General features: G+C 43.2%; 7 protein-coding genes and 1 tRNA gene. All 8 read right to left on the reverse strand.

Annotated elements, in window-relative coordinates; translation table 11 throughout:
* Nucleotides 1–106: 106 nt before the first annotated feature.
* Nucleotides 107–1,420: an HlyD family type I secretion periplasmic adaptor subunit gene (locus tag BCT11_RS12205; RefSeq protein WP_039975270.1), complete on the reverse strand. Its 1,314-nt coding sequence runs from the start codon at nucleotides 1,418–1,420 to the stop codon at nucleotides 107–109.
* Nucleotides 1,413–3,563, reverse strand: coding sequence for an ABC transporter transmembrane domain-containing protein (locus tag BCT11_RS12210; RefSeq protein ID WP_102388430.1), 2,151 nt, complete (start codon nucleotides 3,561–3,563; stop codon nucleotides 1,413–1,415). The genes BCT11_RS12205 and BCT11_RS12210 overlap by 8 nt, the downstream gene beginning before the upstream one ends.
* Entirely contained in the window at nucleotides 3,560–5,197 is a 1,638-nt protein-coding gene (locus BCT11_RS12215) for an ABC transporter transmembrane domain-containing protein (RefSeq protein ID WP_102388431.1), read from the reverse strand. The genes BCT11_RS12210 and BCT11_RS12215 overlap by 4 nt, the downstream gene beginning before the upstream one ends.
* Before the next feature lie 104 nt (nucleotides 5,198–5,301).
* Nucleotides 5,302–8,154 carry an HD domain-containing phosphohydrolase gene (locus BCT11_RS12220; protein ID WP_102388432.1) on the reverse strand — a complete coding sequence of 951 codons (2,853 nt, stop codon included), beginning with the start codon at nucleotides 8,152–8,154 and terminating at the stop codon, nucleotides 5,302–5,304.
* Nucleotides 8,155–8,441: 287 nt separating this feature from the next.
* Nucleotides 8,442–9,665: an integrase arm-type DNA-binding domain-containing protein gene (locus BCT11_RS12225; RefSeq protein ID WP_102388433.1), complete on the reverse strand. Its 1,224-nt coding sequence runs from the start codon at nucleotides 9,663–9,665 to the stop codon at nucleotides 8,442–8,444.
* 312 nt (nucleotides 9,666–9,977) lie between these two features.
* A tRNA-Ser gene (locus tag BCT11_RS12230) sits at nucleotides 9,978–10,065 on the reverse strand.
* A 144-nt stretch (nucleotides 10,066–10,209) separates the two neighbouring features.
* Nucleotides 10,210–10,659 (reverse strand): L-alanine exporter AlaE, encoded by a 450-nt coding sequence (locus tag BCT11_RS12235; protein WP_005441741.1) that lies wholly within the window; start codon nucleotides 10,657–10,659, stop codon nucleotides 10,210–10,212.
* Nucleotides 10,660–11,099: 440 nt separating this feature from the next.
* On the reverse strand, nucleotides 11,100–13,520 hold the full coding sequence (locus BCT11_RS12240) for a hybrid sensor histidine kinase/response regulator (RefSeq protein WP_102388434.1): 2,421 nt from the start codon (nucleotides 13,518–13,520) through the stop codon (nucleotides 11,100–11,102).
* Nucleotides 13,521–13,526: the final 6 nt, after the last annotated feature.

Here is a 13,526-nt window from a genome sequence, read left to right on the forward strand (position 1 = left end):
TGATTAATCATTAATGACGAAAACAAAAGGGAGCACGCTATGTGCTCCCTTTTTAATGATTGTTTCTTGTATCGTTCTGAACAAAGAATGGTTGTAATTCTTCGAGTTACCTTTCTCCAAATGCAACACTGATATTGGTATAGATCGGCTTCCAAAGGTATTGAAACACCGACTTCTCGCCCGTCGTGATGTCTACCTCACCTGTCATGCCGGGAAGAATGGAAAAGCTTTCAGGGTTATCACGAAAGTATGGCGTTTCCACAGACACCACCACTTCATAATAGATTTCACCTCGTTCACTTTGGCTTGTGGTCGGTGAAATACTCTCAACCTCCCCTTTTAAAGCACCAAAACGGCTGTAATCAAACGCATCAATCTTGATTCGAGTTGGCTGACCCACGTTCACAAAACCAATATCCCTCGGAGATAAGCGAGCTTTAAAATCGGCTTTACCGCCGACAGGAACAATCTCTACCACGGTTCCGCCTGGTTGAATAACGCCACCGTTTTGCGTACTTGGCAGGCTTTGTACCAATCCTTGTAGCGGTGACACTAACATAGTGTTCGTCAATTTCGCTTGGCTTGAACGCACCCGAGCGTTAAGTGCAGACAAATCTGATACTGCTTTGGATCGATCGTCACTGACTTTTGCTTTGGCCTCCGCAAGAAGTTGCTCAATTTTTTGCTCATTGCTGTCTGCCTGCTTAATCAGAACCGACTTCTTACCTCGAGCTTCTTCAATTTTCTGCTCTATGCTCGCCAACTTTTGGCGCATTTCAAGTACACGTAAACGAGAGATGTTCCCGGCCTTATAGCCTTTTTCCAAGATGTTCAATTCTTGCTTAGTGGCACTTAGCTCTTTGTCGTAGCTAGGTAGAGATTTTTCTACAACACGAAGCTGCTCTGCTATCTGCTCACTGTCCTTTTCCAGCACAATGCGTTTTTGATAGTAGAGCCCTTTTTGAGCATTTAACTGAGCTTTTTGTTGGCTAACGATCTCCGGGAAATCAATTTCAAACTCCCCAAAATTCGGCTCACGGTTATCCAGTAACGCGTTCATACGTTCGATACTCGCAAGCAAGGTTACTTGTTGAGATTTCAACTCTTCGAGAGCCGTGCGCTGGAAGGTCGCGTCAAATTCAACAAGTGGCTGACCTTTCTCTACCAATTGCCCTTCTTTAACAAGAATTTGCTTTAACTTACCGCCAATGGCACTTTGTAATACTTGCTTTTCCCCTTCAGGAATCACCGCACCCTTTGCCTTTGCGATTTCATCCACTTGAGTGACCACAGACCAAGTGACAAAAGCGATAACACACAAGGCAACTGACCATGTCGCCAGCGCCAATGTTCGAGCTGTATTTTGTGATTCAACAAGCTCGCCGTAACGCTTGCCAGTCTCGATAGATTTTTTAGCCATTAGCGACTCCTTGCTTTGACTCTACTTTTTGCTTTGGTAATTCTTGTGTGTCAGATAACTGCTGCTCTTGAGACTCTGATGGCTGCTCGAGAGGACCTGCATAAACCACAGCACCCTCGTCTAACACCACGACTTTATCAGCGAGCTTAATCAAATCAGGATCATGCGACGTATAGATCACCGTTGCTTTTCCTTTCTTCATCGCCAAGAACTCACCGAATACACGTTTAGCATTGGGATGGCCATCAGGCACCGGATTATCCATTAGGAACATCGGGTAGTCATAAACCAAAGCTTTCGCGTCAATAAGGATCTGAGCGACAGTGCCTGACAACATGTCAAACAGGCTATCCGGTTGGATGCTGCTGATAGAGGTATCCAACCCATCTGGTAACGTGGAGAACCATCGCTTGCCGCCAACCATATCAATGGCTGATATCATTTTCTGCTCTTCAACTTTATGCCCATCGCTCAACCACTCACGAATACTCAAGGTTAGTAAGTCGGGGTATGCTGCGCGAATGAAACACCAGTGACGATAGAGCTGTGGGTCGTATTGAACGAGGTTAACGCCTTCAAGCTCGACCATACCGTTTTGGATAGGCTGTAAACCAGACAACACTTCAATTAATGTCGATTTACCACTACCTGAAGGGCCTGTAATCGCCACAACATCGCCCGCTTCAACATCAAAACTTACCCCATTCAATGCAGGGCGACTCTGTTTAGGGTAACGGAGAGTCACTTGATCTAACTTCAAGTTCGGAGCAACCGTTGGCAATGGATGATGCTGGTAACTGAATTCACGTTCAGACGGCTGAGACAGAATACCATTTACCTGCAGCTTAGATTGATTAAAGCTATTAAAACGCATAGCACTGTTTGCCAACACCTGCGCAGGCCCAGTCACTTTGGAAATCAACATCATTGATGCAATCAAGCCACCGGGCGTCATCACTTGTTCGAAAATAAGTCCAATTCCTAAGCCCATAACAGCCAATGTTGAGCCCACTCCGATAAAGTAATAAATCGAGGTGTATCGACTTTGGAGAACCGATTGATTGAACGTCACTGTAGAGGCAAGCAGATTGGCCTTTTGGAAACGTTGGATCCAGTGCTCTGAAAACCCAGCACTGCGAATAAAGGCAAGCTTGGACGACAACTCATTAGTCATATTTTGACGATTAGTGCCCGCTACCGTCGATTGCATTGAGCGCTTACTACTCGAACGTATCGAGCGCTTAGCTAACAGGTAATACAGAACCAAAGAGACAATTGGAACCAATACCAGCCAGCCACCTAGCACACCTATCGCAAGGACAAAAATGGCAATGAAAGGCAAATCAAACAACGCATTACCGAGCGGTCCTGATAACACACCTGAAATACGCTCAGATAACATCACTTGGTTCTGTTGACTAGACGAGGCCGTTTGCTGGTTTTGAGCATAACTATTTCTTAATAGTCGCTGCACAAGGGATTGAGATATCTCGCGGCTGACTCGGTTAGACACAGAAGCAAACACTCGACTACGCAATGTTCTTAACCAGCCCATCATCACAAACAACAAGGCGGCACCAATAGCGATACCTTGCAGTTCGTGCCCAGCATCGCCACCAATAACATGGTCATAGATCGACATCGTGATGAATGGCACTGCGAGAGCAAATAAATTGGTGATAAAGCTGACTAAGAGCAATTTAGGAATGATAGGACGAAAAGCATGTAACCGTTCACCAACCCAATCCGGAGAAGCCTTCTCCAATGGAGCCCCTTCAATCACAATGCAAAATTGAGGAATGTCTGAAACGTCTTCATTACCATCAACGGCAACAAACTGTTTTGACTCCAAGTGACCAGAAACCAATTCATTTTCACCGAGAACCAGTAGAACTAATTTGTGATCGCCTACTTCATCTAGGTTGGCAACCAAGCGATATGGCAATGCAAGCCTATCAAACAGGGCAAACATATCATCAATCGATTCAATGCCGTTCTCATCAACCCATTGGCGAGCGAACAGTTGGATATTCGCATTAACTTCCAACTCTTTGAGCACAGAAAGGCTTTCAGTTTCCAGTCGGTTCATCGGCTCATGTTGACCGTCTGTTTCGCCATGGCGACTAGTATCTAAACGATTCATGCAATGACCTCCTGCTGATTAGTACTGTCTTCGGCAATCGAACCGTTTTCTACTGTAATTGTTCGACTCGCTAGTTCGCGAAGTTTTGCATGATAGCTCACCACCAATATAGTGCGCCCTGCCAAGACTTCTTCTTCCAACACCTTAAGCAGGTTACCGAGAGCATTGAGGTCTAGCGAGGAGTCTGGTCTCTCTAGCATGATAACGGGCTTGTCACTCGCCAATTGAGTCGCAATATTGAGCATCTTAATGTTGCCCATACTCAACAAAGAAGCACTCGTATGACCAATTTGTGTTTCTAACCCATCAGGTAAACGGGTAATTTCTTTGGTTAATCCTAAGCGCACAGCGTAATCATTGGCGCTTTGTGTTCTCTCAGGATCAAATCCACACAAATTATCCAGAATCGTACCTGAGACTAACTGCCCTTTAACCCCGCAGTAAGCTGTAGCTTGAGCAACAGATGCAATAGAAACGGCTTCACCATTAATGAAGCACTCACCCGCGGCTAAATCATCAATCCCTGCAATCGAAGACAGCAAGTGACTATTGGTGTGGCGATCTTCACTCTCTAACAGCACCAGTTCGCCTTTATTTAGCGTCACATCCGCCCTAGCGAATTCACCATATCTTTCAACGGTAGCTTGCTTGATTTCTAAAGTCTCAAAGTCAGAGATACTAAGCTCAGAACTGGCAGACTCAGACAGTGATAAGTCTCCTAACTTTTCTATTGCCTGATTAGCACTATGGATTGAATTAAGCTTGATTCGAACCCCAACCAGAGCACTCAGAGGCGCCACAGCTCTACCCGATAAGATGGAGCATGCTGCTAACCCACCCGTGGTTAATTGACCATCCAATACCCACAAGCTCCCGGTAATCACCAACAGAACAGAAGTCGCGAGTGCAGCAAGCTGAATACACTCTTGAGCGAAGGCGTTCTGTTCTTCTTCTTTGGCCCTGGATTGAGACCGGACATTATTGAGCGATTTAAACTGGTTAAAAATTCGAGATTCTACAGCCTGACGTTTAATACCCTGAATGGTTTGGCTAAGAAGAATCAAGAAGGCTTTTCTCTCCTTCTCATCTTTAGACGCTTCTTCACTTAAACTTTTCACGCGGATAGAGGACAGCCAAACAATACCAAGCGTAATGAGCCAAACTGCCAAAGGTATCGCCACTAGCTCACCGCCGATATAAGCCACCAGCCCGAGAAAGATCAATGCAAAAGGCAAATCGATAAAACCAGAAATTATGCCACCAGAATACCAATCCTTAACTTTGGATACCGATCCTAGTCCCTCTTCGACACCACCCACACCGAGCTTACGAAGGTGGCTTGATGATGCAGTCGTGACCCTTTCAACCAAAGTTTGGTAAGTCGCTTTTTCTGTATTGCTGGCCGCCGCAGACAAGAGCCATGTACGAACAAAACGTATGAGTGCTTCCATCGCTACGGCTAGTGTCGCCCCGACTAAAAGCAGCGTGGCCGTACCATAGCTTTGATTGGGGAGAATACGATCGTAGATCTGGAGAACCGTTAATGGAACGGCTAATGACAAGAGGTTAATAAGTAAAGAAGGCAGTAAGACTTTTCTTACTACCCCTTTGTTTTTTACTGACGTTACACGCATACACAATCCTTATCCATGCTTATGAAATAAGATTGGTACATAGTTTCATGTTGCGCAAGGTAACAAGCTGAATTTAAAATAAAAACACTCGTTTAATCACTAGACTAATTTCGAACGTATCGTTGTATCTCTACAGCATCAATTTGACTAGAATCCATAAACTCTTCAGCAAATCGTTTATAGACACCTGACGTAAGGAATAACTCAAACAGATCCTTGTCTAAATGGTTGTCTTCCACCATGAAGCTCATGATTCGAATCGATTCTGACAATGATTTTGCTTGCTTATATGGTCGGTCCGCACTGGTTAGTGCTTCAAACACATCCGCAATAGCCATAATTTTAGCTGTTAACGGCATATCCTCTCCTTTGAGCCCCACCGGGTAGCCTGTTCCATCGATTTTTTCATGATGTCCCCCAGCAATTTTAGATACATTGCGCATATGCTTAGGGAAAGGGAGAGACTCAAGGATTTGGATGGTTTGAATGATATGGTCGTTGATGATGAACCTTTCCTCACTCGTTAAGGTTCCCCGTTGAATCGATAAGTTATATACCTCTCCTAAATTAGCTTGGTACGTTGTAGACTTAAGCGTAAATCGTGCTTCATTAGTTGGAGGAAAATCCCAAGGAATCAGATGTTCTGGGCGGTCACTTAACAGTGGTTCAATAGCAGGAAGTTCAACATCCTCTTCGAAACGTTGTTTTTCAACCCATGAGATGCCCATAGTTTTACTTAGGGTCCGTGTCCATGTTTTAGCAGCTATCTCTTCTAAACGTCTGAGCGCTTCATCGTCAACAAATTCACTGCCAAGGTTGAGGTTAGCGATGAATTCAAAGTCCTTGTCAATTTCGGCATGGCGTTGAGCCAATTGTTCATAATATTCGTCTGGTAATTGGACGTTATTTTGCTTGAGTAAATCGAGTTCGCTTTCTCTTTTCAGAACTTCAAAACGCATCCGAATCTCATGAATACGATCATAAATAGTTTCAAGCTTTGTTGCTTTATCAACAATATGCTCTGGGGTCGTTATTTTACCGCAGTCATGCAGCCAACTCGCCATCTTTAGTTCGTCCCACTGTTTTGCATTAAGCTTAAAGTGATTGAACGCCTCGCCTTCCGACTCATGTGCGGCTTGTGTTAACCACTGCGTAATGATTGGAACTCTTTGACAGTGATTCCCTGTATATGGCGACTTTTTGTCTAGAGAGCCTGCAAATACTTGAATAAATGAGTCTAGCAATGCTTTTTGGTCATCAAGCATATTGTGTGTTTCTATGGTCACTGACGTAAAACCTAACAACGTTTTTAGGTAGTCAGCATACTGTTCATAATGTTCTTCGGCTCTACCATTCTCATACAAAACACCAAAAGAACCGATGACCTCTCCTGAACGTGATGAAAGCGGTATACAAATAATTTCTCCGTTGTTTCCCTTATCCCATTGAAGATCAATTCGAGGAAGCTCGTTGACATTGAAAATAGCAGGTTTCTTTGCAATAAATATCTCTTGAATAAAACGACTTGCATCTGATACTGGCACATTCTTAGCTTGTAACTTGTCATCTTCAATACCTTCCCACCAGATGAACTTTGGAACTAAGCTTTTTGCCTCAACATCTAACAAGTAGAGAAATACGCCATTGGCGCCAACAGCGTGAGCAGTATCTCGACACACTAAACTAAGCATCTCGTTCAGGTTTTCTTGTCTCGCAATGTTGTTTGTTAGAGAAATAAACTGCTTGATCGTTTCTTGCGTCGACATTTGAGCATGATTGAGTTCATGAATTTCTCGAATAACACTATCGCCCAAAGAGGTATCATCAAACCTAAAGCGTTCTATTTCTAACGCTCTTTTTGTTACTCGTTGAATGGGCTTAGAAATATATGTGGATACCACATAAATAACTGGCAACATTAAAATAAGGAGCAGGAGAGATGCATAAATCGTTTGTTTTTTGATGAGTAAACCAGTGTCAAACAAATCTGCAGTCTTGGTCGCCATTAACAGATGAATATGCTCACTGTTCAACGGCTTAATTGTGACAACCTTCCCAAGCCAACTCTCTCCATCAAATTCAAACTCCCCCAATACTCCTTCGCTCTGCTCTTTGTCTTCATCTAATAGCTTTAGAAGCATATCGCTTTTCAAATCATCTATGGCAGGATTTTGGGGCTCATCCACACCTTGATTTGCAATCATGGCATAAATATCTCCCTCATCGTTATACAAAGCTCTCAACGATGAATTAGTCGATAGAGTGTCCTTTAAAGAGGACTGCAAGTCTTCCAATAACACTCCTGCAGTAACAACTGTGCCGCCAGGACTCCTCCTAAAAACCGTTATACCGAGCGAGTCTTTACCCAAAATATGTATCGGCTTAGATACCTTGTTCGAACTATTGGCAACCAAACTTTCCCAGTTTGGTGTATTGCTTAATAACGGAGCAACATCTAAGTCTACAGAATGAATTTCTAGAAATTCACTATCAAGCCCCTTCGTATACAGTGCTCCACCTTTCTTTTGTATAAGTAAGTATCGAGTATTTGGGTCAATCGCTAAGTTCTGGCGTACCGTTTTATTTTCGAGGTGAATAACTCTAAAAAAATCACCAGAAGGATAGTAGAAAGAATAGGAAATGATGTGTGGGAACTGTTCTAGGAGGTAAATGATCTTTGGCAATAACCGTTCTCTCTCGCCAAGAGTCATTGTTTGATCATTGTCATTGTGAGCAAAAGAACTTAACGCAGAGAAAGCAGTACTGTAATGGCTATTAAGTTTATACCTTGTCTCAAGCTCAATACGATCAAACAGCTTACTGTTTGCTTCTAAAATAAGTGTGGAGAGACCTTTATTCGTAACAAAGATTTGAACGCCTGATGCGATAACAACAATGAAAAGGATTATCACCGTAAGGTGTATATGTATCGGTAGAGCCTTTGTGCTTTTTTTCATTATTGTTTACCCAACTAGACGATCACCTGCTTATAAAACAATAGTATCTAATTGGATTAATAGTATATTTTCTTTGTTATCTCATGTCTCATAGGTCCGAGAGTACCACTCTCCTCATTTCTTCTTACGACAATTCCACACGATACATGTCGAGATGATAGACGAATATGTTTTCTCTACTCCGCGTGATTGGAAACCACCTATAGAGAGTTAAACTATCATCCGTCTAACCAACCACAAGCTAACCTCTAGACATGCATTTACCTTCATTTAACAAACTAACTTCACTACAATTCTATTGTCGAGTAGCTAGACAGGCCATTCGTTAATCCAACAATATGCTTACTCCACCACTCTAACGTCGCTCTTCTCTTCTCAAAGAACTTATTCCGATTATAGGCATCACGAACCCCATCTCGATCCGTATGTGATAGCAAAGCCTCAATCACGACAGATTCGAAATCCGTCCTTTCATATAGAATCGTACTTCCCAGAGATCGAGTACCATGAGATGTCATCTTCCCCGACAAGCCCAAGCGCTTAAACGCTGCATTGATCGTTTCGCTATGAACTGGCTTTTTTAATGAAGTTCTGGAAGGAAAAACATATTCACTACCGCGACTAAGGCTCTTAGCGGCTTTTAGTATCGAGATCACCTCTGGTGTCATTGGTATTTTGTGCATCAGCCTATTCTTCGCCCTCTCAGCTGGCAGATACCAAACTTTTTCCTCGAAAGAAAACTCTTCCCACCTAGCTCCTGTTGATTCATTGGAACGGGTCAATGTATGTAGCTGAAACTCAAACAATAACTTGTTTGCAGGTCGCATGGTCGATTGAACGACCATCGTCAGCAGAGTAGGAAGCTCTTTAATATCAATACAAGCGAAGTTGCCTCTCTTAGGCTTTTTAAACACATCTCTCATAGAGCCAATAGGATTATTGTGGATATAATCATTATTTACAGCAAAGTTCATGATGCGACGAAATAGAGCAGTAGTCCGAACAACGGTTTCTAACTTACCTTTTCTCTCAAGAGGTCGCATTGCATCAATCCACATTGAAGCTCTAATCTCTTTGACTGGAACGTCACCTAGCTTGGGATAGATATGTAAGTTTAGTTTTTTTCGGTAACCCTCAGCCGTTTTCTTGGCCACTCGACTAGCCGCAGTTTCTAACCACAAATCTCCGATTTTTCTTACCGTGTTGCAGGCTTGACGTTTTACTTCTAACTTCTTTTTTTTGTGTTCGACTGCGAGATCTTTTCCCTGCGCTCTCAATTTGCGAAATTCTGCTGCTAGCTTTCTTGCTTCGAGTAGACTTACCTCTGGATATTTACCTAACCCTAAATTCGACCCTCGACCATCGAGTTTGGTAAATCTCAATTCCCACGCTTTTGTTCCGGACTTACGAACCGACAAATATAAACCTTGGCCATCGTGAAAACGTTGCATCGTTTTTCCATTTGCAACCTTTGCTTTTTCGACGCCTTTCGCAGTCAATTTTGTGCGCATAACACCCTCACTTCTAATCAAAAATGTATAGATTTTTGGAAGCCAAATCTGGCTTTAGAGTTGATATACATTTTTCATGAAAAAGCTTTTTCATCCATACAGTTACCGAGAAGAGGATATCTTTCGATCTGCTGAAGCGTACTGTAACTTTTTAACGAAAATGTATAACGGTGCCGGCAGGGATAAGTTAACTATACATGCCCTTATACGTCTAGGCGCTGGATTTTGTTGAGAGATGTGGACCTTATTGAGAGGTAAGAATTTGATTTTGATATAAAAAAAGACGTCCTAGGACGTCTTTTTTCATGAATGTGGCGGTGAGTGAGAGATTCGAACTCTCGATACGTTGCCGTATACACACTTTCCAGGCGTGCTCCTTCAGCCACTCGGACAACTCACCGAATCAAATTTTGGTTGGTATCGTTAACCAACGAGGCGCTAATTTAATGATTATGTGCCTGATGGTCAAGGCTAAACACGAAAAAAAGCGCCCTTTTGCGTTTGTTTGCTCACTATCTAGCTAAATTGCATAAAACAGGGGCAATTATGCTTCTTGATAGTAGCCAGGTACTCGGAACCAGCGGCGGCACTGATCGAGGAAGTAACCGTAAAGTACCCCCATACCACAAGACACAACTGCGTTACTCGCTACTGCCGTGATGATTTGGTCAGTAGATGCGCCTACGGCTAACAAAATGCCTGCGTAGACTGGAGATTGGAACAATACGTACGCCACCAAATCAGATACGTTCTTCATGAAAGATGAAGGTGAAAGCTTGTTGCCTTGGCGCAATACCCAGTCACGGAACATGCCATAAGGCCATGCAATTGCGATGTTGACCGGAATAGACAACGTACGCGATGCCAAAGACTGCTCGAACGTCATACCCGAGATCAAAATCTCAATGATCATCCCTGTGATAAAACAAAAAACCACCATAGCAAAAGTATCCGCTGCGGCGTTACGAATACAAAATGGTCCACGAGACTTCATTTACAACCTCTAAAATCAAACACTATTAAAAACGACATCTATAAAATGATTTACTGCATTTAAAACCACATAGCAGTTAATGACGCTATTAGAGCATAATATTTCTAGTTTATGATTCCGTTTTAAAATCCCAGTTGTAAATTAATAACCAACTTTAAGCCCAAAAGTAGCACCTTTCACCAAAACCAGTAAAAAGCACCGTTAAAGGACCTAAAATGAAGTTAAAAAACGTAATTTACTTACCAACGAACAACTTAGCTCGCGCTAAAACACAAAAAACCAGACGAATATCTGGTAAGCGAATTTCAAAAAGATCGGCTTATGCTAGTTGGAGAAGGATTTTCAGAGTAAATGCGAAGTTTGTGAGATTTTATGAATGGACAAGGACAGAAGAAGCAACTCGAACCTCTGTTCAAGCGGCTTCCTCTTTATGAGTGAGGTTATTGATCTGCCAATAAAATGGTGAGCTGATCGATGTCTTCTTGTTCAGGAGATAATGCGTTGATCAAGTGACTTTCAATACGTTCGATCACGCCTCTTAACTCCTGCGTGACGCTCGGTTGAACACTGTCAAAAATATGAGCGAGCGTTGTCATCGCTTGTTCTAAGTTACCATCATCTAACGCCATGTAAAAATTCAAAAGCAATGCCTCTACATTACGCGGCTTCGCTGGCTCGTCTCCCTGCTTATTTTGATATTGGTAGAGGATTGAAGAATGGCGATACAAGGCATCATCCAACTCAGACTCAACAATAGGTTTAGCAATAATGTGGTTGGCACCAACATCGAGCATCCGCTCTTGTGTCTCTTTAAATACATCGGCTGTACAACCGAAGATCAACACAGATTTTGCAGGCGAGTCCATAGAACGAATCACAGCGATTGCCCCTACCCCATCGAGTACTGGCATATGGTTGTCCATTAAGACCAAATCGAACTCTTGCTTGGCGACCTGCTCGACCGCTTGCTGTCCATTCTCCACACACACACACGTAAAGCCTTTGGCTCGTAAAAAGGTTTCCATAATGATGGTATTGGTTCGATTGTCTTCGACGATCAGAGCGTGTAATCCTTGGCAATCAAGCTTATGTGTGTTGGTCGATTCCGAAACACCCGCTTCACACGGATTGAGCTCCAGTTCCACCACAAACTTGGTGCCAATACATTCTTGGCTTTGAACGCTAATGCCACCTTTCATGTGTTCAGAGATCTGCTTAACAATCGCTAGCCCTAAACCCGTTCCACCAAATCGACGCATCGTTGAAGATTCGGCTTGCTCAAACGGTCGGAAAATTCGTTTTTGCGCATCGGGATGAATGCCAATTCCAGAGTCTTTGACGGTGATAATAAGCTTAGCGTGATCGCTCTGTATCTGTTCTTCCAACTCAACTTCAACAAAACCGCGATCCGTAAATTTCACGGCATTATTAAGAAGGTTAAACAGTACTTGGCGAAGGCGTGCTTTATCGTTGTTGTACCATCGCCCTTGTGGAACATTTGAGACCACTCGGAACTGTAAGCCCTTTTCAGCACAAAGTGTGTGGTAAACACTGTTAATACTGCCGAGAATGGACTCGATAGGAAATGGGGTGTTATCAAGCTCGATATGACCTTGCTCTATTTTGGAGTAATCGAGGATCTCGTTAAGCAACGTCATCATATGATCGCCAGAATCATACAAGGTATTGAGGTGCTTCCTTTGCTCATCAGTAAGTGGCGTCTTTAACAAGATTTGCGCGGTGCCTAGCACACCATTCATCGGTGTTCTGATCTCATGAGAGAGTGTGGCGAGAAAAGCAGTTTTCGCATTGGTAGACGCCTGAGCCTTCACCCTCTCTTGCTCTAAATAAACGGTTTTTTCGTTAAACTTAGTCACCAAGTGGCCGATTTCATCCTCACTATCATAAGCAATATCGATGATGCCTCCGGTCTTAGAATCATCGACTTTTTGAGCGATTCGCACTATCGGTTCAACGATGTATCGATTTAGCAAGTAATATCCGACCAGCACACAGAGCAATAAGAATGGAATAATACCTCGCTCTACACTCATGACTTGTTCAAACACTTGATCGGCAACTTTTACCTTTGCGTTAACAACGTCCATCTGCCAATTGAACGCTCCGAAGTCTAATTGGCTGATGTAAATGTCTTTGCTGAGTTGGAAATTGTGCTCAATCACGACTTGCGAATCAGCGTCACGGATAACCACCCCTAAAGAATATTGATTTGTATGCTCTCGAATAAATTGGAATAAAGCTTCTAAAGAGAGATCCACTGTTGCCACGCCAGCAAATAGCCCATCTTCATAATAGGGTGCAGACGCCGTAATCATTTGAACCTGAGTGAAAGTATCGATGTACACGCCAGACCAAGTGACGGTTCCTGGAGGCGCATTGGCCACAGATTGATACCAAGGTTCGTTGTCGTAACCGCCAGATTCAGGATTGTTGTATGAGTGGATCTGATCCAACCCACCCGTTTCATTCTTATTGAAGAATAAGCTTGTGTATTGCCAACGAGCACCGTCTAGGGTTGGCTTCGGCCATAGGCCACCACTGACAATGATGTCGTCACTCACATGAAGGAGTTGAGGAATCGTCTTTTGTAAGGAGATGCTCTGCTCAGGCGTTTGCCCTAGTCCTACCAGACTATTAAGCAGACCAACTGAGCTGGTCAGCGGCTCTTCTATTTGAGACGCCAACAACTGCGTACGCAAATCGAGATTACGTTCGAGTTTGCTTCGAACTGGTGGCTCAACAACGAGATACACAACAGAGCCAATCGTAGCAATGAAGAAGCACAAATAAAGTGTTAGGGCGAGAATGCTTTTTTTTCTGAGTGACGAGCGAATTTCCATAGATGT

This window comes from Vibrio sp. 10N.222.52.B12 (assembly GCF_002875385.1).
GTDB lineage: Bacteria > Pseudomonadota > Gammaproteobacteria > Enterobacterales > Vibrionaceae > Vibrio > Vibrio jasicida.

Bases quoted from the DNA above. Each gene is read 5' to 3' on its own strand.
- BCT11_RS12205 (WP_039975270.1), bottom strand. From the start codon at position 1,420: ATGGCTAAAAAATCTATCGAGACTGGCAAGCGTTACGGCGAGCTTGTT.
- BCT11_RS12210 (WP_102388430.1), bottom strand. From the start codon at position 3,563: ATGAATCGTTTAGATACTAGTCGCCATGGCGAAACAGACGGTCAACAT.
- BCT11_RS12215 (WP_102388431.1), bottom strand. From the start codon at position 5,197: ATGCGTGTAACGTCAGTAAAAAACAAAGGGGTAGTAAGAAAAGTCTTA.
- BCT11_RS12220 (WP_102388432.1), bottom strand. From the start codon at position 8,154: ATGAAAAAAAGCACAAAGGCTCTACCGATACATATACACCTTACGGTG.
- BCT11_RS12225 (WP_102388433.1), bottom strand. From the start codon at position 9,665: ATGCGCACAAAATTGACTGCGAAAGGCGTCGAAAAAGCAAAGGTTGCA.
- BCT11_RS12235 (WP_005441741.1), bottom strand. From the start codon at position 10,659: ATGAAGTCTCGTGGACCATTTTGTATTCGTAACGCCGCAGCGGATACT.
- BCT11_RS12240 (WP_102388434.1), bottom strand. From the start codon at position 13,520: ATGGAAATTCGCTCGTCACTCAGAAAAAAAAGCATTCTCGCCCTAACA.